22 protein-coding genes are annotated in these 19,352 nt (G+C 67.9%); 7 read left to right on the top strand and 15 right to left on the bottom strand.

Annotation, left to right across the window (positions count from 1 at the left end; genetic code table 11):
- Nucleotide 1 precedes the first annotated feature (1 nt).
- Together BN2156_RS25695 and BN2156_RS25690 are read left to right on the top strand one after the other, a co-directional pair.
- Nucleotides 2–706, top strand: coding sequence for a TetR/AcrR family transcriptional regulator (locus BN2156_RS25695; RefSeq protein WP_162490968.1), 705 nt, complete (start codon nucleotides 2–4; stop codon nucleotides 704–706).
- Complete coding sequence (locus tag BN2156_RS25690) at nucleotides 703–1,338, top strand: class I SAM-dependent methyltransferase (RefSeq protein ID WP_090517822.1); 636 nt, start codon at nucleotides 703–705, stop codon at nucleotides 1,336–1,338. The genes BN2156_RS25695 and BN2156_RS25690 overlap by 4 nt, the downstream gene beginning before the upstream one ends.
- Here BN2156_RS25690 and BN2156_RS25685 read toward each other — a convergent pair.
- Nucleotides 1,325–2,050, bottom strand: a complete 726-nt coding sequence (locus BN2156_RS25685; RefSeq protein WP_090518550.1) for an NAD-dependent deacylase — start codon at nucleotides 2,048–2,050, stop codon at nucleotides 1,325–1,327. The two genes, BN2156_RS25690 and BN2156_RS25685, sit on opposite strands and share 14 nt — an antisense overlap.
- Nucleotides 2,051–2,086: 36 nt before the next feature.
- On the opposite strand from BN2156_RS25685, the gene BN2156_RS25680 reads away from it, so the two are divergent.
- Entirely contained in the window at nucleotides 2,087–2,452 is a 366-nt protein-coding gene (locus tag BN2156_RS25680; protein WP_162490967.1) for an Rv1152 family transcriptional regulator, read from the top strand.
- An 8-nt stretch (nucleotides 2,453–2,460) separates the two neighbouring features.
- Here the strand turns inward: BN2156_RS25680 and BN2156_RS25675 are convergent, their stop codons facing one another.
- Nucleotides 2,461–3,690, bottom strand: a complete 1,230-nt coding sequence (locus tag BN2156_RS25675; protein WP_090518552.1) for an Rv1453 family transcriptional regulator — start codon at nucleotides 3,688–3,690, stop codon at nucleotides 2,461–2,463.
- A 100-nt stretch (nucleotides 3,691–3,790) separates the two neighbouring features.
- Here BN2156_RS25675 and BN2156_RS25670 point away from each other — a divergent pair, with 100 nt between their 5' ends.
- Nucleotides 3,791–5,290 carry a flavin-containing monooxygenase gene (locus tag BN2156_RS25670; protein WP_090517821.1) on the top strand — a complete coding sequence of 500 codons (1,500 nt, stop codon included), beginning with the start codon at nucleotides 3,791–3,793 and terminating at the stop codon, nucleotides 5,288–5,290.
- Nucleotides 5,291–5,299: 9 nt separating this feature from the next.
- Here BN2156_RS25670 and BN2156_RS25665 read toward each other — a convergent pair whose 3' ends face one another.
- Nucleotides 5,300–6,133 (bottom strand): class I SAM-dependent methyltransferase, encoded by an 834-nt coding sequence (locus BN2156_RS25665; protein ID WP_090517820.1) that lies wholly within the window; start codon nucleotides 6,131–6,133, stop codon nucleotides 5,300–5,302.
- 103 nt (nucleotides 6,134–6,236) lie between these two features.
- On the opposite strand from BN2156_RS25665, the gene otnI reads away from it, so the two are divergent.
- Nucleotides 6,237–7,022 (top strand): 2-oxo-tetronate isomerase, encoded by a 786-nt coding sequence (gene otnI, locus BN2156_RS25660; RefSeq protein ID WP_090518549.1) that lies wholly within the window; start codon nucleotides 6,237–6,239, stop codon nucleotides 7,020–7,022.
- Between the two features lie 4 nt (nucleotides 7,023–7,026).
- On the opposite strand, the gene BN2156_RS25655 is transcribed toward otnI, so the two are convergent.
- Genes BN2156_RS25655 through BN2156_RS25645 form a run of 3 tightly spaced genes read right to left on the bottom strand, consistent with a single transcriptional unit; the run spans nucleotide 7,027 to nucleotide 9,372 of the window.
- Nucleotides 7,027–7,542: a DUF1697 domain-containing protein gene (locus BN2156_RS25655; protein WP_090517819.1), complete on the bottom strand. Its 516-nt coding sequence runs from the start codon at nucleotides 7,540–7,542 to the stop codon at nucleotides 7,027–7,029.
- A gap of 16 nt (nucleotides 7,543–7,558) precedes the next feature.
- A complete protein-coding gene (locus tag BN2156_RS25650) occupies nucleotides 7,559–8,527 on the bottom strand; it encodes an alpha/beta hydrolase family protein (RefSeq protein WP_090517818.1) in 969 nt (322 codons plus the stop codon).
- Nucleotides 8,528–8,541: 14 nt separating this feature from the next.
- The gene (locus BN2156_RS25645) at nucleotides 8,542–9,372 is read right to left on the bottom strand and encodes a class I SAM-dependent methyltransferase (RefSeq protein ID WP_090517817.1); all 831 of its coding nucleotides are present in this window, start codon (nucleotides 9,370–9,372) and stop codon (nucleotides 8,542–8,544) included.
- 31 nt (nucleotides 9,373–9,403) lie between these two features.
- Here BN2156_RS25645 and BN2156_RS25640 point away from each other — a divergent pair, with 31 nt between their 5' ends.
- Entirely contained in the window at nucleotides 9,404–9,847 is a 444-nt protein-coding gene (locus tag BN2156_RS25640; protein ID WP_090517816.1) for a PPOX class F420-dependent oxidoreductase, read from the top strand.
- Nucleotides 9,848–9,889: 42 nt separating this feature from the next.
- Nucleotides 9,890–10,060 (top strand): DUF5302 domain-containing protein, encoded by a 171-nt coding sequence (locus tag BN2156_RS25635; protein ID WP_003882223.1) that lies wholly within the window; start codon nucleotides 9,890–9,892, stop codon nucleotides 10,058–10,060.
- A gap of 80 nt (nucleotides 10,061–10,140) precedes the next feature.
- Here the strand turns inward: BN2156_RS25635 and BN2156_RS25630 are convergent, their stop codons facing one another.
- The 9 genes from BN2156_RS25630 to BN2156_RS25590 all read right to left on the bottom strand — a co-directional run bounded on the left by BN2156_RS25630 (nucleotide 10,141) and on the right by BN2156_RS25590 (nucleotide 19,291).
- The gene (locus BN2156_RS25630; RefSeq protein ID WP_090517815.1) at nucleotides 10,141–11,463 is read right to left on the bottom strand and encodes an acyltransferase family protein; all 1,323 of its coding nucleotides are present in this window, start codon (nucleotides 11,461–11,463) and stop codon (nucleotides 10,141–10,143) included.
- A 35-nt stretch (nucleotides 11,464–11,498) separates the two neighbouring features.
- Nucleotides 11,499–12,689 (bottom strand): MFS transporter, encoded by a 1,191-nt coding sequence (locus BN2156_RS25625; RefSeq protein WP_090517814.1) that lies wholly within the window; start codon nucleotides 12,687–12,689, stop codon nucleotides 11,499–11,501.
- 40 nt (nucleotides 12,690–12,729) lie between these two features.
- Nucleotides 12,730–14,361: a monocarboxylic acid transporter gene (locus BN2156_RS25620; RefSeq protein WP_090517813.1), complete on the bottom strand. Its 1,632-nt coding sequence runs from the start codon at nucleotides 14,359–14,361 to the stop codon at nucleotides 12,730–12,732.
- Nucleotides 14,361–14,702 carry a DUF485 domain-containing protein gene (locus tag BN2156_RS25615; RefSeq protein WP_090518548.1) on the bottom strand — a complete coding sequence of 114 codons (342 nt, stop codon included), beginning with the start codon at nucleotides 14,700–14,702 and terminating at the stop codon, nucleotides 14,361–14,363. The genes BN2156_RS25620 and BN2156_RS25615 overlap by 1 nt, the downstream gene beginning before the upstream one ends.
- A gap of 149 nt (nucleotides 14,703–14,851) precedes the next feature.
- Nucleotides 14,852–16,582, bottom strand: coding sequence for a sodium/solute symporter (locus BN2156_RS25610; protein ID WP_090517812.1), 1,731 nt, complete (start codon nucleotides 16,580–16,582; stop codon nucleotides 14,852–14,854).
- Nucleotides 16,579–16,953, bottom strand: coding sequence for a hypothetical protein (locus tag BN2156_RS25605; protein WP_162490966.1), 375 nt, complete (start codon nucleotides 16,951–16,953; stop codon nucleotides 16,579–16,581). Before BN2156_RS25605 ends, BN2156_RS25610 begins: the two co-directional genes overlap by 4 nt.
- Complete coding sequence (locus tag BN2156_RS25600; protein ID WP_090517811.1) at nucleotides 16,946–17,743, bottom strand: LytR/AlgR family response regulator transcription factor; 798 nt, start codon at nucleotides 17,741–17,743, stop codon at nucleotides 16,946–16,948. The genes BN2156_RS25605 and BN2156_RS25600 overlap by 8 nt, the downstream gene beginning before the upstream one ends.
- Nucleotides 17,740–18,939, bottom strand: a complete 1,200-nt coding sequence (locus tag BN2156_RS25595; protein WP_090517810.1) for a sensor histidine kinase — start codon at nucleotides 18,937–18,939, stop codon at nucleotides 17,740–17,742. Before BN2156_RS25595 ends, BN2156_RS25600 begins: the two co-directional genes overlap by 4 nt.
- Nucleotides 18,940–18,988: 49 nt before the next feature.
- Nucleotides 18,989–19,291: a DUF732 domain-containing protein gene (locus BN2156_RS25590; protein ID WP_162490965.1), complete on the bottom strand. Its 303-nt coding sequence runs from the start codon at nucleotides 19,289–19,291 to the stop codon at nucleotides 18,989–18,991.
- Between the last annotated feature and the right edge of the window lie 61 nt (nucleotides 19,292–19,352).

The raw sequence follows: 19,352 nt of genomic DNA, 5'->3' as shown, positions 1-19,352 counted from the left end.
CGTGGGGATCCAACCGTGTAAGCGGCGCCGCGCCCCCCGTGGCTCCGGTGAGCTGCTGCGTGATGAGATCCTCGATGCCACCACCGAATTGCTGTTGGAGACCGGGCATGCCAAGGCGGTTTCGATCCGCTCGGTTGCCCAGCGGGTCGGGGTCACCTCGCCGTCGATCTATCTACATTTCGCCGACAAGGATGCGCTGCTGGACGCGGTGTGCTCGCGGTATTTCGAAAAGCTAGACGAGGAGATGCAGCGGGCGGCCGCCGCTCATTCCTCGACCATCGAGGTGCTGCGGGCCCAGGGGCACGCGTATGTGAACTTCGCCAGGCGCACGCCGGAGCTGTACCGGCTGGCGACCATGGGAGAGGGCAGGCCCGGCAGCGATGTCGACACCACGCTCAACAGCTCGGCGTTCCAGCACATGCGCGCGGCCATGGAAGCGCTGATCGCCGAGGGTGTCTACCCGCCCGGCGACGCCACGATGCTGGCCCTGGAGCTGTGGACCGCGGCGCACGGGGTGGCCGCCATCCTGATCGCCAAACCGTATCTGCCATGGGGAAATGTCGAGGAGTTCACCGATCGCGTGTTGCGGGCGGTGTGTACCGGCCAGATCGTGTCCGGAATCATCGGAGCAGACCTCGAGCCGGCCGAGACCATCGCCCGGCTGCAGGAATTGGCCGGTGAATACGCCGACGGAGGAAGATCTTGACTGACAAGACCGTGGACAACCCGTTTTTCGCCCGGGTGTGGAAGACGCTGTCGAGTTCGGAGCCCAAGGCTCTGCGCCGGCTGCGCGGCGAGAACCTCGCCGGGCTCAGCGGGCGGGTGCTGGAGATCGGTGCCGGCACCGGGACGAACTTCGCCTTCTATCCGTCGACGGTGACCGAGGTGGTCGCCATCGAGCCGGAACGTCACCTGGCCGAGGTGGCCCGCCGCGCGGCAGCGGCGGCTCCGGTGCCGGTGACCGTCACCAGTGACACCGCCGAGAGGTTCAGCAGCGCAGAGCCGTTCGACGCCGTTGTGTGCTCGTTGGTGCTGTGCTCCATCGATCAACCCGACAGTGTGCTGCGCCAGTTGTTTTCGTTGCTCCGACCGGGCGGTGAGTTGCGATATCTGGAGCATGTCGCGGGCAGCGGCTGGCGGGCCGGGATGCAGCGCGTGGCCGATGCCACCGTGTGGCCGCGGTTGTTCGGAAACTGCCACACCCATCGGCACACCGAACAGGCCATCACCGACAGCGGATTCGAGGTCGCCGTTGCTCACCGCGAACTGGCGATGCCGGCCTGGGTGCCGCTACCGGTCACGGAGTTCGCGATCGGTCGCGCGGTCAGGCCTGCCTAGATCCGAGCAGCGTGGGCAACCGCTGCAGCAGGTGCGGCAGGGAGCCGGCCGCGGTCTCGCGCAGGGAGACCGTCGCGCTGTCGGACAGCGGCGTGCGTTCCGGATTGACCTCGATCACCACGGTCCCTGCGGCCACGGCGGCTTCGGCCAGCCCTGCTGCGGGATAGACCACCGAACTGGTGCCCACCACGATCACCACGTCGGCGTTGCCGACCGCCTGTACCGATCGTTGCCAGGCATCGTCGGGCAACGGCTCGCCGAACCACACGACACTCGGCCGGATCAGGCCGCCGCACGGGCACACCGGGGGTTCGATCGTCTCGACCGGCTCCGGCATCTGCGGCAGGTCGCCCTCGAACCTCGAACCGCAAGCATCGCAACGGAACTCGAACAGATTGCCGTGCAGGTGGTAGACGTTCGTACTGCCCGCACGCTCGTGCAGATTGTCGACGTTCTGGGTGATGACGTGGACGTCAGCGAAGTCCTGCCAGGCGGCCACGGCCCGATGCGCGTCATTGGGCTGCACGTGGGCCATCATGTAGTGGCGCCACAGGTACCAGGCCCAGACCTTCTCGGGGTGTCGCTGCCACCCTTCGATGCTGGAGATTTCGTAGGGGTCCACCTGTGCCCACAGACCCGTCTCGACGTCGCGGAACGTCGGCACACCGCTTTCAGCCGAGATTCCGGCACCGGACAGGACAGTCACTTGCACATCACCAACGTAGTCGGTTTGGGTGATACTGGGCACGTGGCCGAGTTGGGGGATTGGGTTCTGATTGATTCGAGCGCGGAAAAGCCGTTGTTCGATCAATTGAGAATCCAGATTATCGATGGGATAAGGCAGGGGCGTCTGGCGCCGGGTACCCGGCTGCCGACAGTTCGTGAGCTGGCGGGGAAGGTTGGGCTCGCGGTCAACACCGTGGCCAGGGCTTATCGCGAGTTGGAGTCGGCAGGGGTCTTGGAGACCCGAGGGCGGTACGGCACATTCGTCGCCCGGGCCGATCCGGCCGATGCCGCGATGGCCGCGGCCGCGCACTCGTTCGCCGAGGCCGCCCGTGCGCTGGGGATCGGCAAGACCGACGCCATGCGGTACCTGGACACCGCATTCGATTGATCTTGGCCTCACCCGGTCCGGTTGCCGTGCCAGCGCAGCACATCGAGCGCGACGGCGACCGCGATGCTGTTTTCGGCAAGTGGGCGGGGCAGGAGTTCATCGGCGCGGGCGAGCCGGCGCAGCAGCGTGTTGCGATGCAGGTACAGCCGTGCCGCGGCGCGCGAGGCGTTGCACTGCTCGTTGACGAAAACCCTTACCGTTTCCTGTAATTCGGTATCGGCGGTTTCGAAGGCGCCCAGGTTGTGGCTGATGAAATCAGTGGCGCGATCGGGCTCGGCGGTGATCAGGGCGACCAGTTCGACATCGGCGAACCGCGCGATCTGCTGTGTGGAGTGCAGCCGGGCCATCATCTGCTGGGTGGTGATGGCATCGAAATGACTGCGCCGGAAGCCATCCAGACCGTCGGCGGCCGGTCCGACGGCGATCCGGACGCCGTCCCACTCTGCGGCGGCACGGATCAGCGCCGGGAAGCCGTCCTGGACGCCGGGGCTGCCGGCGGCCCACACCCAGCGGGTGGCGGTGCTGGCCAGGACACTCAACGGCCGGGGATCGCCGCAGTCCTGGCCGAATGCCTCGGCAGCCCGGTCCAAACCGGACAGGTCGCCCGCCGGGTCTTCGCTCCAGATCACCGCCGCGGTGTGCGTTCCGGTGAGCGCGTGACCCAGTCGCGCCTCGGCGCGCTGCCGGGGGATCGGGGCGCCCTCCAACAGGAGCGCGACGGTCTCGCGCCGTTCGGCGTGGGTGCCGCGGGTCAGGTCGTCGCGTTCCAGCTCGATCTGGGCGGCGATTCCGGCCAGCGTGGCGTCGACGAACGCACTGATGGACTGCGAACACACGTCGAGCAGCTCGTGCAGTTCGGCTGGGTCGGACGTGAGCTCGAAGGCGATCTCCATGAGCCGACGCCACGCCACCCCTTCGCCTACCCGGTAGGCATCGAGGGGGAACTCGCTGACGCCGCGGCGCACCAGCTCCCGCGCGATGCTCAGCGGCTCCGGTCCGGTGTTGGGCGGCACGGGCGCACCCGGGTCGCGTACGTTCGCCGTGCCCCAGAAGAACAAGTTGGCGTGGTTGCTGCGGACCACCGCCGCGGCGAGTTCAGGGTCGGACGCAATGGTCGGGCTGGCGGCCAGGACCGCAGCGTCGAACTCGTCGAGCCATTCCTGGCGTGGGTTGAGGACGATGTGTGCGCACTGCCGGATCAGGTCCCTCACCCGTTGCGACGGTGGATGCCACACCATCAGCCCAGCGTAGATCTGTGGTGCAAAGTGCACCATCAGATGGGGGATGTTTGGCAGTTCCGACCTTGGGTGGCGGTGGGCCCGCGGCCACCATTGAGACATGAACCACACCGAGCACGTCGACGTACTGATCATCGGCGCCGGCATCTCCGGCATCGGTGCCGCCTATTACCTGCAGCGTGAACATCCGGGCCGCAGCTACGCGATCCTGGAGGCCCGTGGCGCCACCGGCGGCACGTGGGACCTGTTCCGCTACCCGGGCATCCGGTCGGATTCGGACCTGCACACCTTCGGCTACGAGTTCAAGCCGTGGCGCGACGAGCATGCCATCGCCACCGCCGACAAGATCCTGGCCTACCTGCGTGAGACCGTCGCCGAGAACGGCATCGACGGCCACATCCGGTTCCACCACAAGGTGTTGGGCGCGGCCTGGGATTCGGTGCAGGCGAGCTGGACGGTGGACATCGAGCGGACCGACGGTGAGGGCGCGGATCCCGAATTCGTGCAGATCTCGGCGAGCTGGTTGTTCTGCGGGGGCGGCTACTACCGCTACGACCAGGGTTACACCCCGCGCTTCGAAGGCCAGGAGCGGTTCACCGGACGCATCGTGCACCCCCAGCACTGGCCCGAGGATCTCGACTACACCGACAAGAAGGTCGTCGTGATCGGCAGCGGTGCCACCGCGGTCACGCTGGTCCCGGCGATGGCGGGGACCGCGGCCCACGTCACCATGTTGCAGCGCTCACCGACCTACGTGATGCCGGTGCCGGCCAAGGACAAGTTCGCCAACACCGCCAAGCGGCTGCTGGGCGACAAGCGTGGCTACGCGCTGACCCGGCGTAAGAACATCCTCAAACAGCGTGGGGTCTACACGTTCTGCCAGAAGTACCCGACGGCGGCCCGGGCTGTGATCCGCTGGATCAACGCCGCCAAGCTGCCCGCGGGGTATCCGGTGGACGAGCATTTCAGCCCCCACTACAACCCGTGGGACCAGCGGTTGTGCGCAGTGCCTGACGGTGACCTGTTCGCCGCGCTTGGTAACGGCGGTGCTTCGGTGGTCACCGACCGCATCGCGACGTTCACCGAGAAGGGCATCCTGCTGGAGTCCGGCCGCGAGCTCGACGCCGACATCATCGTCACCGCAACCGGATTGAACATCCAGCTGTTCGGCGGGATGACGCTCACCGTGGATGGCCAGCCGGTGAACTTCGCCGAGACCGTGGCCTACAAGGGCATCATGCTCTCGGGCGTGCCGAACTTCGCGTTCGCCTTCGGCTACACCAACTCGTCGTGGACGCTCAAGGTCGGGCTGCTCTGCGAGCACTTCTGCCGGCTGCTGAAGCACATGGACGACAACGGATTCGACACCGTGTCTCCGGTGTTCGACGACCCCGGCATCGCGACGCTGCCGCTGCTGGACTTCGCCGCGGGCTACGTGCAGCGCGCTGCCGACGAATTGCCGCGCCAAGGTGTCACGGGGCCGTGGGTGATGTCGATGAACTACACCTACGACGCCGATCTGCTGCGCAACGGTCCGGTGACCGACCCCAGCCTGCGGTTCGAGGCGGCCCGGGTGGAAAAGGTCGGCGCGACCGTCTGATTCGGCGGTCTAGCCGAACTCCAGCAGCCCGACCACCGGGCGGACGGGGTCGAAGAGCGCCAGCTGGTAGGTCTGCAGCAGGAGGTTGAAGATCCTGCCCCGGCCGGGCGGCATCGGCACGTCGCGCACCGCCCGCACCCCGGGGACGGTGTTGACCAAGTCGGCCAGCTCGGTGGGGGACAGGCTGAACGGCATGGGCGGCACCCGGTAGCGCATCGACGTCGGCAGCCCCTTCCGGGTCAGGAACGCGAAGAATGCCGGTGGCAGGTCGAACAGCATCTGCCCGCCCGGAAAACGTTGCGCGCAGGCGCGGATCAGCGACATGGCCTCCTCGGGCTGCAGATACATCAGCAGGCCCTCGGCCGTGATGAAGACGCCGTTCTCGTCGTCGACGCGGTCCATCCAGGTGAGATCGAGTGCTGACTGGGCACACTGGGTGACCCGGTCGGGCTTCGGCAGCAGCTTGTTGCGCAGCGCGATCATCGGCTCCAGATCAACTGAGAGCCAACGGAACTCATGTCCCAGTCCGGCGGCGTCCAGCCGATAGAAGCTGGTTTGCAGCCCTTCGGCCAGTGCCACCACCGTGGCCTTCGGATGGTCGCGCAGGTAGTTGCCGGTCATCCGGTCGAACAGCAGCGACCGCAGGGCCATGTCCTGGCGCCGGGTGTAGCCGAACTTGGCGAAGTCGAAATCGATCGAATCGACCAGCTGCACGGCCACCGGATCGTCGATGAGACCGTCCGCGCGCCGCGCCTCGTGGGCGCGGACCTGCAAGGTCATCAGTGCAGTCTCGGAAACACCGGTGAGCACGCTGCCGCTCACCTTGCCTGAGGTACCGGTCATTGGCGCGAATGTACCCGCGATCGGGCGGGGGGTGCCATCGCAGCCGGCGGCACGCGCAAAGATGACATCAGCCGCTGATCAGCTCAGTTGGAAGGAGCCTGCCGTGCCACGCTTTGCGGCCAACCTCTCCATGATGTACGCCGAACATGCCTTTCCCGACCGGTTCGCCGCCGCGGCGGCAGATGGATTCACCGCGGTGGAGTACCTCTTCCCGTACGAGTATCCGGCCGGGCAACTGCGTGGGCTGCTCGACGCCAACGGCCTGCGTCAGGCACTGTTCAACGCGCCACCCGGGAACTTCGAGGCCGGGGAACGCGGCACCGCGTCGCTGCCCGGGCGCGAGGCCGAGTTCCGCGACGGATTCGGCCGTGCGCTCGACTATGCCGAGACCCTGGACTGCCCGCGGGTGCATGTGATGGCCGGCGTCGTCCCTGCCGGTGCCCCCCGCGAAGACCGGTTGGCGGTGTATCGCGGCAACCTCAGCTGGGCTGCCGAACAGGCTGGGGAACGTGGCGTCGACGTGTTGATCGAACCGATCAACCAGCGTGACATGCCCGGCTACCTGCTGAGCCTGCAGGACGAGGCACACCGGATCGTGACCGAGATCGGGGCACCGAACCTCAAGGTGCAGCTCGACCTCTACCACTGCCAGATCACCGAGGGCGACGTGACCGTCCGGCTGCGGTCGGACATTCCGACCGGGCGGGTAGGGCATCTGCAGATCGCCGGAGTTCCCGACCGGCACGAGCCGGACAGCGGCGAACTGGCTATCGACTACCTGCTGGCGGTCATCGACGAGACGGGCTTCGACGGCTGGGTCGGATGTGAGTACCGCCCGGCGGCGGGCACGAGCGACGGGTTGGGGTGGCTGCGACGAGCGCGCGGGTGACGCCTCAGCGCAACACCTTGTCGAGCGTGCGCAGGTTTCGCGTCGTCGTCGAGGACTTGTAGCGCTTCTTGCCCATGGTCTTGCCGATCGTGCTGTCCAGCGTGGTGGCGCGCGCGACCTGCCAGTACAGCACACCGTCACCGCGCTGCACCTTCTCGCCGTGGCCCGGCGTCAGGGCTGCGAGCTCGTCGAGCATCTCGGTGTCACTGACGAACGTGACATAGGAGTGGTGGTCGGGCACCTCGCGCTCGAACGGGTATCCGTCGGAGATCTTCTGCAGCGTCGCCAGGTCGTACACCAGCACCCAGGCCTCGTAACCGAAGGCGTCGCGCAGTGCCCGCTCGGCCGTACTGCGCACCTTCGCGGCACCGGAAGTGCTGTCCAGCAAGACGTTTCCGCTCGCCAGGATGGTCCGCACCTCGGTGAACCCGGCGGCCTCCATGGCCTTGGCGACCTCGGCCATCTTGAGGTTGACGCCTCCGACGTTGACGCCACGCAGGAACGCGATGTAGCGGGTCACCGCTCCAGCGTAAACGTCACTTGACCGGAAGCTGGTCGGGTTCGGCCTCCGAAGTGGCGGTGATGAGCTGTAGGACCCGCCGGAAGCCGGGGGAGCGCGTCGACATGATCGACGTGTGGTTCTCGCCGGGCAGCAGTTCGACGCCGGCGCGGCCGCCGCGCTTCTTGAGCGCCGCGACATACCGCTGCGAATTGGCCGGTGCCACAACAGTGTCGAGCGTCCCGTGGATCGCGATCACCGGCACCGCCGGGTCGAGGTTCTGGATCGGGTCGACCGAGGCGTACCGCTGCGGCACCTCCGCCGGGCGGCCACCGAGCACCGCGACGATGTGCCTGTCTCCGTGGTTGGCGGCGTAGACCATGTCGAGCGGGCCGGCCAGGGAGATGACCTTGGTCGGCCGGAAGAGGGGCCGGGAGCCGACCTCGCCGCCCTGCAGGTCGTGGCGGGTACTGGCCCACACCGCCAGCTGGGCCCCCGCGCTGTGACCGACCACCAGTGCATCGTCGACGGCCAGTTGCGGGTACTGAAGATTCATCTCGGCGACGTAGTCCATGGCGTGAGCCACGTCGTCGAACGTGGTGGGCCAGCCACCGCCCGAGCCGATCCTGCGGTATTCGATGTTGTAGACGGCCATTCCGCGGCCGGCGAGCTCACGGGCCAATCCGTCGAACACGACGGCACCCATCGTGCTCCGCCACCCACCGCCGTGGATGAGCACCACCAGCGGAACCGAGTTGAACGCCTGCGCGCCGGACGGCAGGTAGAGATCGGCCCAGTTCTGGTCCGGGTACCTGCCGCCGGCGTCGCCCTCGGACAGGTAGTGGAACCGCGTCACGGTCAGATCGGGCAGCGTCAGTACCTCGGGCACCACCGCGATCTGGGCGGTTCTCTTCTCCGTCGCCGGTGGCGTCGCGCAGGAGAGCGTGGCCCCGGCGACGAGCAGTGTGGCGAGCGCCGCCGGCAGGCGTCGGTTCCGTAGCGCCATATCGTCGCGGCTGGTCAGAAGTCCAGCACCGTGATGGACGGGCGGATCCGGTGGATCAGGCCGATCCGGTCCAGCCATGGCTCGGCGGCCAGCTTGAACAGGCCGCGCCCCGGCTGCAACGCCACGTCGCGGGCCGATCGCACGCCGGCGATGGCCCCCGGCCCCGTCCCGGCCATGGCCAGGCCCTCGTCGGCGGTGAGGGCGAACGGCATCGGCGGCGCGACGTAGCGGTTGGACAGCCGCAAGCCCTTGAGAGTGCGCCGGCTTGCCCAGTGCGGAATCGAGTCGAAGATCATGCGGCCGCCGGGGAACCGCGCGGCGCAGTCGGCGATCAGGCTGCGCACATCGTCGGGTTCGAGGTACATCAACAGCCCCTCGGCGGTGATGAACACGCCGTCGCTTGCGTCGACGCGGTCCATCCAGCTGCGGTCCAGAGCGGATTGGGCCAGCGCCACGATGCGGTCATCATGGGGCAGTAGGCGCTCCCGGATCGCCATGACGGGCGGCAGATCGACCGAATACCAGGTCAATTCGTCGGCCACCCCGGCCTGATCCAGCCGCCAGAAACTGGTCTGCAGTCCCTCGGCGAGGGCCACGACGGCAGCCTTCGGATGCGTCGAGAGGTAGTCGCGGGTCTCGATGTCGAAGGCGCGGTCCCGCAGGGCATGAGCCTGCGTCGGCCTGCCGAACTTGCGGTAGTCGTAGTCGATCGCGTCCAGCAGGGCGACCGCCCAGGGGTCGCGGATCACGCCGTCGGACCGCCGGGCCTCCAGGCCGCGATTGCTCAGGGTCCATAATGTGGTCGCCGAGACGCCCTCGAGGGTGTTGCCGTCAATCACGCTCATCGAACCGATGGTAAAGACGTACGCTCGTCTCATGGGGCGCCAGGTTTTCGACGACAAGCTTTTGGCCTTGATCGGCGGCAACTCGATGGGAGTTCTTGCGACGATCAAGCAGGACGGTCGTCCGCAGCTGTCCAATGTGTCCTACTACTTCGATCCGCGTGCCGTGCAGATCCAGGTGTCGATCACCGAACCGAGGGCCAAGACCCGCAATCTGCGGCGGGATCCGCGGGCCTCAGTTCACGTCAGCTCCGACGACGGCTGGTCCTATGCGGTTGCCGAGGGCGATGCGATCCTCACGCCACCCGCCGCTGCGCCGGACGACGACACGGTCGAGGGGCTTATTGCCTTGTACCGCAACATCGCCGGTGAACATCCGGATTGGGACGACTACCGGCGCGCCATGGTCGACGACCGCCGCGTGCTGCTGACCCTGCCGATCTCGCACGTGTACGGAATGCCGCCGGGCCGGCGCTAAAGCGCGTGACTGTGGCGTCGTGGTCGCGCTACGCTGCGGCGTATGGCTGACGACACACCGGAAGACGACAACAAGCGCAAATTCCGGGAGGCCCTGGAGCGCAAGAAGGCGCAGTCATCGGGAGGAACGGCGCACAAGGACGGCGGCCGTAATCAACCGCGGGCGCACGGCCCGGTGGAGAACCGCCGAGAATTCCGACGTAAGAGCGGATAGCGGCGGCCCTCACCCTCACCGAGACTGCGCACAGATCGCGAATTTCCGCAGAATCGCGACCTGTGCGCAGTCTCGATGTCTCAGTCGTCTGCCAGCACGCGGGCCGCGACGAGCGCGGCGAGCATGACCGCCACGCAGTACACGCCCTGATCCTTCAGACCCCAGGCCACCGAGGCCAGGGTGGCCGCACCGGCCACGCACAGCAGCCAGCCCACCGCGGCGCTGCGGATCCCGGTGCGGGCCACGCTGCCGCCGTCCCACAACGGCAGGGGTGAGTTCTCCAGCGGGCGCAGCGCCACGAATGCGATCGCGACCAGGCCGGCCATCACCGCCAGCTGCAGTACCGACAGGGCGACGAATCCGGGGGACGAGGGGTCGTAGCGGTCCAGTCCGAGGTAGTCGAACACCAGGTGCAGGCCGAGCAGCAGCGGCATGTGCCACAGGTAGAGCGTCATCGCGCCGGAGTTGCCGATCGCGGTCAGCCACCACACCCGCGGCCTCTGCGCCCAGCGGTTGATCGCCGGGGCGGCGGCAATCGCGAACGCGCACATCATGATTGCGTGACCAGCCAGCAGCAGTGACGGCGGGGTCATGTTCTTCAGCTGCTGGGTCTCGATGCCGACCAGGCTCAGCTCGTAGGGGCCGAAGTACAGCAGCGCCAGGTTCACCCCGAGCATGCCGATCCCGATCTTGAGGGCGGCGCCGCTGGGCAGCAGGTTGCGCCGGTAGGCCACACCGAACACGCCGGGGATCAACCACACCACGGTGTTGAGGTAGCCCAGCGAGGCGTAGCCCTCCATGTTGATCCGGATTGCGTCGATCGCGGCGATGAGCCCGTAGGTGCCGATGATCGCGCCGGCCATCTGCGCGGTCGTGGTGATGCGGGCCAGCAGTGGCACCGCCGCGAGCACCAGGACGTAGGCACCCAGGAACCACAACAGCTGGATCGAGATCCCGGCGATGGGTTCGTAGACGTGCTCCGGAAGCACGAACCGCAGCACCGCCAGGGTGACGGTCCAGAACGCCAGGTAGTAGAACACCGGCCGGTACAACCGGGTGCAGCGCTTCAACAACCAGCCACCCCAGGAGGAGCCGGGCCGCCAGGACTGCACCGACGCGGCCACTCCGGCGAAGAAGAACAGCGGCATGATCTGGAACACCCAGGTCAGGGCCTGGAAGACGGTGGAGGAGGTGAGCAGGTTGCTCCAGATGAAGACGTCGTCGCGGATCGTGCTGGTGGCCATGACGGTGTGGCCGAGAACCACACCGACCAGCGAGACGATCCGGATGACGTCGATGGCCCGGTCCCGGTCGGCGGGGGTTTGAGCCTCGACCTCGGCGGGGGACGGGAAAAGCGCTTTCGCCGGGGCTTTCTCGGCAGCTGTGTCAGCAGCAACGGTCATGGCTAGAACGCTATGGTCCCGCGGCTGCGTAGTCCCTAGGTAGAAGCACTCAACTTCTCCCGGGACTCGGCGACCAGGATCGCCGCCAGGCAGATGGCGGCCAGCAGTGCGACGGCGATCGCGAAAGTCACCCCGGCGGTGCGCAGCCCCAGGGATTGCGCGGCCAAGCCTTCACCGATCACCGGCAGTGAGATGGCGACGTAGGCGACGACGAAGTAGGTGGAGCTGACCTCGGCGCGGCGTTGGGCCGGCGCCCGCTCGACCACCGCGGCCAGCCCGCGGCTGAAACTCATGCCCTGGCCGACACCGGACACCACCGCGGCCGCGATCAGGCCGGCCAGCGACGAAAAGTGCAGTGCCGCAGTCAGGATCGTCATCCCCGCGATCAGCAGGGCGCACCCCACTGCGACCGCCCGCTCGGCGGCCATGCGATTGGCGGCGATCTGGGTCAATGCCGAGGACGCGAAGATGGTGCAGGCGATCGCACCGGCCACCGCGTGGTTGCCGATACCGATCACCGTGGACAGGAACGACGGCGCGACCGCCGTGAACAGCCCGGTGACCGCGAATCCGGCGAAGGCCGCCAGCGCGGCGATGACGAACACGGTCCGCACCTCAGCGGGCACCGACAGGCGCTGCAACCCGATCCGGCCGGTGCGCGACGAGGTCTCGGGGACCACCAGCACCGCGATACCGGCCAGCAGGGCCAGTCCGATGTGCACGACGAACGGCAGGTGAAGTGGTTGCGGCGCGTACTGCACCAGCAGGCCGGCCAGCAGCGGACCTGCGCCGAGGCCGCCGATGTTGGCCACGGTCGCCACGGCCGCGGCCCGGGTCTTCCAGGCCGGTGGGGCAGCCTCGATGACGGCCGCAGTGGCGGTTCCGGGGAAGAGACCCGCCGACAGGCCGGAGAGCACCCGTCCGATCAGCAGCGTCGGGACCGAGTCGGCGACCAGGAACACCGCGGCGCTGGCCAGGGCTGCTGCCACACCGGCCAGCAGCATGGGTCGCCGGCCCACGGCGTCAGACCAGCGGCCGAACACCAGCAGCGCGAACAGCACGCCGCCGGCGTACGTGGCGTAGATGACGGTGGTGGTCAGGACCGCGAAATGCATGTGCTCGGCGTACAGCGCGTACATCGGGGTGGGCAGCGTGGTCCCCACCATGATCGCGGCGAACGCGTACGCGAGGAGGGGAAAGGCGAAACGCCCCCGGGAGTTGGGCATGTGCCATTGAAACGTCCCGGGGGCGCTTGAGCTTCCCTGCCTAGTGTGCGACGGCCTTCTCGGCGCCCACTCCGGTCAGCGACCGCACTTCCATCTCGGCGTTGAGCACGGCGTCCCCGGTGTCGCGCGAGGTGAGCGTGCCGATGATGCCGAGCGCGAACGCCAGTGGAATGGACACGATGCCCGGGTTGGCCAGCGGGAAGTACGCGAAGTCGGCACCGGGGATCATGGCCGTCTTGCTGCCGGACACGGCGGGGGAGAACACGATCAGCACGATGGTCGAGATCAGGCCGCCGTACATGCTCCACAGTGCGCCGCGGGTGTTGAACCGCTTCCAGTACAGCGAGTACAGGATCGTCGGCAGGTTGGCCGCGGCGGCCACGGCGAATGCCAGGGCGACCAGGAACGCCACGTTCTGGCCGTTGGCCAGGATGCCCAGTCCGATCGCGAACACGCCCAGCACGACCGCGGTGATACGGGAGACCCGCACCTGCTCGTCCTCGGTCACCTTGTGGGACTTGAGCACTGAGGCATAGATGTCGTGGGCGAAGGAAGCCGACGCCGTGATGGTCAGGCCGGCCACGACCGCCAGGATGGTCGCGAACGCCACTGCCGAGATGACGCCGAGCAGGATCACCCCGCCGAGTTCGAACGCCAGCAGGGGCGCCGCGGAGTTGACGCCGCCGGCCGCACCGAGGATCCGGTCGGGTCCGACCAACGCGGCCGCGCCGTAGCCGAGCACCAAGGTGAACAGGTAGAAGGCACCGATCAGCGCGATCGCCCAGACCACTGACCGCCGAGCCTCTTTCGCGGTCGGCACGGTGTAGAAGCGCATCAGCACGTGCGGCAGGCCCGCGGTGCCGAGCACCAACGCCAGCGCCAGCGAGATGAAGTTGATCTGCGAGGTGAGCGATCCGCCGTACTGTGCGCCCGGGGCCAGCACGTCGCGGCCGGACACGCCCTTGGTGGTGGCCTCGGAAATCGCCGACTGCGCCGAGCCGAGGATTTCGGAGAAGTTCAGCCCGAACTTGCTGAGCACCATGAAGGTCATCAGTCCGGCACCGGCGATCAGCAGCACGGCCTTGATGATCTGTACCCAGGTGGTGCCCTTCATACCGCCGACGAGGACGTAGACGATCATCAGGACGCCGACGACGGCGATCACGATCGACTGTCCGGCCCGGCTGTTGACGTCGAGCAGCAGGGCGACCAAACCGCCCGCGCCGGCCATCTGGGCCAACAGGTAGAACAGGGACACCGTCAGCGTGGAGATGGCCGCGGCCAGCCGCACCGGCCGTTGCTTGAGCCGGAAGCTCAGCACGTCGGCCATGGTGAATTTGCCGGTGTTGCGCAGCAATTCGGCGACCAGCAGCAGGGCCACCAGCCAGGCCACCAGGAAGCCGATGGAGTAGAGGAATCCGTCATAGCCGTACACGGCGATGGCTCCGGCGATGCCGAGGAAGCTGGCCGCCGACAGGTAGTCGCCGGCGATGGCGATGCCGTTCTGCGGGCCGGAGAAGCCGCGACCACCGGTGAAGAATTCGTCGGCGGTGGCGTTGCGCTTGCTGGCCTTGATCACCACGATCATCGTGACGACGACGAACAGGCTGAAGATGCCGATGTTGGCGGCCGGGTTGCCGACGGTTTCGGCGGCGAGGGTCGTGATGGTCATCAGGCGCCTTCCAGTTCTTCACGGATAGCCGTGGCCCGCGGGTCGAACTCCCTGTTGGCGAAGCGCACGTAGAGCCCGGTGATCACGAATGTGGTCAGGAACTGGCCCAACCCGATCAACAAGCCGACGTTGATGTTGCCGAAAACCCGGATGGCCATGAAGTCGTGGGCGAAAGCGCCGAGGGCGACGTAGAGGCCATACCAGACCAGGAAGAACGCGGTCATGGGAAAGACGAAGCGGCGCAGTCTGGTACGTAGTTCCTGGAATTCGGGACTTGCCTGCATGGCGAGGAACTGCTCGCCAGTGGGGGCAATCCTCTCGGAAAGGTCGGTTTCGGGCACCGAGGGCTCCTGACAGTTGGCTGTGCAAAGCGGATGGGCACTGAACCTAATTGAGAGGTGGGTCACACAGGAGTGGTATCGCCGTCGATACGCCGAATTCGGCCATCGTTGCGTTGAACGGTCGGTCGTCGGGGCTGAGCGGCAGGCGGTCAGCCCGCCGGGACCCGCTCGACGCCCAGGCCGAGGCGCTCCGGCACGTGCATGCGCGCGAAGATCTGCGCGACGCCGGGAGTCGGGTGGGTGAACAGGCTGACGACGATCATGGTGAGGAAGGCGATCGGCACGCTGACCGCCGCGGGGTAACCGACCATCACCGCGGGCCACCCGCCGAGCACCGCGTCGTCGACGCCGCCGGTGATCGCGACGAGCACCGCGCCGCCGCACACGCATCCCCCCACCACGAGCCCGCAGGCCGCGCCGACGACGGTCAGGCCGCGCCACCAGATCCCGAGTACCAACAGCGGGCACAGCGTCGAGGCCGCGACGGCGAAGGCCAGACCGACACTGCGCGACAGCTCCAGCCCGGACACCATCAGCGACAACGGAATCGGGATCAGGCCGCCGACCACCGCGGCGATCCGGAAATCGCGCACCCGGCCGCGCAGCACATCGGTGGCCAATGCGCCGGCGATACTGATCAGCAGCCCCGACGAGGTGGCCAGAAACGCCGCGATCGCACCGGCGGCCACCAGTGCGGCGAGCAGTTGGCCGCCGATCCCGCCGACGGCGGCGCCCGGTGCCAATAGCACTGCGGCATCGGCGGTTCCGGTGATCAGCAGCTGCGGGACGTACAACCGGGAGAACACGCCGAGCAGAATCGGGAAGAAGTAGAACGCCGACAGCAGCGCCACCACCGCGAGTGCGGTGCGCCGGGCCGCCCGCCCGTCGGGGTTGGTGTAGAAGCGGACCAGCACATGCGGCAGACCCATTGTGCCCAGGAATGTCGCGACGATGATCGACAACACCTGGTACAGCGGATGACCGCCGCCCAGGCCGCCGCCCGAGGCGATCCACTCGCTGCCGGTGCCCGGGGTGCCGGCTACCACGGGTGTGGCGGCGCCGGCCGCCAGCGTCAGCGTGGTGCCCGCGCCGAGGGTGTGTTGCCCCGGCACGGTGATCGTGGCGGATTCGACGTGGCGGCCGTCGAGATCGCCGGACACGGTGATGCCTGCCGGGTCGATCACCTGGACCATGACATCGTTTTCGATCTGCACGGTGGTCTGTTGCTGCACCGTCGGCGGCAGCGGTCCACCCAATTCGCCGCGATCGTTGATGAACAGCCCGAGCAGCGCCAGCGCCGGGACCGCGACGGCGGTGAGCTTGAGCCAGTATTGGAACGCCTGCACGAACGTGATCGACCGCATGCCGCCGGCCACCACGTTGGTGATGACGATCGCGGCGACCAGCAGCGGGCCGACCCAGACCGGAACGCCCAGAAGCGTTTTCAGGGCCAGACCGGCGCCCTGATACTGCGGGGCGAGATAGAACAGGCAGATCACCACGACGACGAGCATCGCCACCTTGCGCAGCCGGGCCGATCCGAGCCGGAACTCGGCGAAATCGGGCACGGTATAGGCCCCGGAGCGGCGCAGAGGCGCGGCCACGAACAACAGCACACCCAGATATCCTGCGGTGAAACCGACCGGGTACCACAGCGCGTCTGCGCCGTATTTCGCGATCAGCCCGGCTACCCCCAGAAATGAAGCGGCCGAGAGGTATTCGCCGGAGATCGCAGCGGCATTCCACTGCGGCCCGACGCTGCGGGAGGCCACCAGGAAGTCGGAGGTGGTGCGCGACAACCGGACTCCGTACGCGCCGATGGCGATGGTGGCCACCACGGAGGCCAGCAGGGCGGCGGCCGTCAGCGGTGCGCCGGTCATGGTTCGCTGTCGACGACGCGGACGAAGTCGCGCTCGCCCTGTTCGGCCAGCCGCACATACAGCCGCCCCACCCCGTACAGCAGCGGGTACAGCAGCCCGGCCAGGATCAGCCAGTTGAGCCGGATCCCGAACACGGTGAGCGCGGCCAGATCGGGGACGGCGGCATTGAGCAGTACGAGGGCGACGACGATCGTCACCACCACTGCCGCCAACCGCAGCGCGAGCCCGAGTTGCGTCCGCACCAGGCCCCGCACCAGGGCGTCGCCCACCTGCGTCTGCTCCTGAACCTCGACGCGGGTGCGGACCATGCGGGTGCCGCGGCGGTGGGCGAGCACGACCCGCTGCCGTTGCGGAGTGGGCCGGTCACTCATCGGTGCCCGCCGGCTTGAGATTGCGCATCGGGTCGCGGACCAACCGGTCGCGCAGTTCGCGGGCCTGACGTCGGCTCACCGGCAGTTCCACGGCGGGGGAGGATCCGTTGGCGCGCAGCCGGACCAGCACCGCGCCGTCGGCGGTGCGGAGTCCGGTGACCTGTCGCAGTGACACCAGGTAGGACCGGTGGATTCGCTGGAATCCGTGGTCGCGCCAACGGGTTTCCAAGGTGCTCAACGGGATTCGGACCAGATGGGCGCCGGTGGCCGAGTGCAGCCGGGCATAGTCGCCCTCGGCCTCGACCCAGCCGATGCTGTCGCGGGGCACCAGGTGGGTGATACCGCCCAGCTCGGCGGGGACCACATTCCAGTCCCGGTCCTCGGACTGTGCCGGTCCGGCCGGTTCGGCGGCGGCTTTCGGCGCCGCGGAGGCGACCCGGCGCACGGCCTCGTCGAGGCGGTTCTGCCGGATCGGCTTGAGCAGGTAGTCGACGGCGCCGACGTCGAAGGCGGCCACGGCCTTGTCCTCGTGGGCGGTCACGAACACCACGGCGGGCCGGTTCGTGTAATTGGCCAGCACACCGGCCAATTCGATGCCCGACAGGCCGGGCATGTTGATGTCGAGGAACACCGCGTCGATGGCGTGCTGGTTGAGTTCGCGCAGCGCCGAGGTGGCGTCGGATGCGGTGTGGACCTCGCCGATGTCGGGATGCCGGCCCAGCAGGTAGGCCAGCTCGTCGAGTGCGGGTGCCTCGTCGTCGACGGCGAGCACGGTCAGGCCAGAACTCATCCGAACGCACCTCCGCTGGCTCGCACTCCCGAGCGGAACTTCGGCACGCGCATCACCACTTTGGTGCCGGCACCGACCGCTGTCTCGACCACCAGACCGTAGTCGTTGCCGAATGCCGCGCGCAGCCGATGGTCCACATTGGTCAGCCCGACATGGGCCGATTCGCCGGTGCGGTCGGCCAACGCGTCGCCGGGCCCGGCGCGCAGCCGCTCCGGGTCCATGCCTGCGCCGTCGTCTTCGACGGTGATCACGCATTCGGTGCCGGCGTCGCGCGCGACGATCTCCACCGATCCGCCGCCGGTCCCGGCCAGCCCGTGCCGTACCGCGTTCTCCACCAAGGGTTGTAGCGCCAGAAACGGCACCACGACGTTGAGGACCTCGGGTGCCACCTGCAGCCGCACCTTCAGGTTGGGGCCGAATCGTGCGCGCTCCAGGGTGAGGTAGCGGTCGATGTTGCGCAGCTCGTCGGCCAGCGTGGTGTACTGCCCGGCCGCGCGGAACGAGTAGCGGGTGAAGTCGGCGAATTCGAGGATCAGTTCGCGGGCCCGGTCGGGGTCGGTGCGGACAAACGACGCAATCGTGTTGAGCGCGTTGTAGATGAAGTGCGGACTGATCTGGGCGCGCAGTGCCAGCACCTCAGCCCGATCCAAACGGGCGCGCGACGCGTCGAGCTCGGCGAGCTCGAGCTGGCTGGCCGCGTAGCGGGCCACCTCGCCGACCGCGCCGAGCATGCCCGGGCCGGGGCCGGCCGGTGTCAGCACGACCAGGGCGCCGAGCACCTCACCACCCTCGGTCAGCAGCGGCTGGGCCACGACCGCCGTCGAACGTGCCGTGTGCAGGACCCGGCGCCCGGCGCTTATCGACTCCCGTGCGGTGTCGGCGCAGACGTCGACGGTCCCGGACTGCCAGATCGACTCGTCGTCATGATCGCGGGCAAGCAGCGCCGCGTCGTCATCGAACAGGGCCAGGCCGGCGGTGCCGGTGAGCTCGCGCAGGTAGGGCGCGGCGGTCTGGGCGGATTCGGTGTCCAGGCCCTGCCGCAGCGCGCGTGCGGCCTGGGCGGCGGTGTGCAGCGCGGCGTGCACGGCGCGTTCGGTGGGGGTGGCGACCACTCTTCGGGTGCGCACCACGACGACGGCGGCGACCGCCGCCAGGATCAGCGCCAGGGCCAGCGCGACTGCAACTTCGCCGGACATCGTGCGGCCAACCTTAGATGGCCATCCGGCGAAACCGCAGCTAGGTCACCTATTGAACGGGGCAGGCGTACTTTCTGGCCACGTCGTACACACGCTGCTCCGAACCCGGACCGAGAACGCCCTGGGCAGCCAGCTCCCAACTGATGTATCCCGGGATGCCGCCCATGCAGGCCTGGTGCGCGACGCGCCATGCAGTGTCGGGATTCAGGTGGAAGCCGTTGCGTTCCAGGCCCTGCATGTAGTTGTCGAACTCCGGCGTGCCCTGATCGGGAATGGCGCCGGCCGGGGCCGCCAAGGCAATCGCGGTAGCCACCGCTGCAAATAGAAGTGCAACGACGCGTCTCATGTCCATCTCCTATGGGCATATCCACCGGTTATCGCGTACACATTCGCACACCGTGCCGACACAGGCG

Source organism: Mycolicibacterium neworleansense (genome assembly GCF_001245615.1).
In the GTDB taxonomy this organism is placed as follows: domain Bacteria; phylum Actinomycetota; class Actinomycetes; order Mycobacteriales; family Mycobacteriaceae; genus Mycobacterium; species Mycobacterium neworleansense.
The sequence above is the reverse complement of the archived record's forward strand: the minus strand, read 5'-3'. Positions and strand labels throughout refer to the sequence as shown.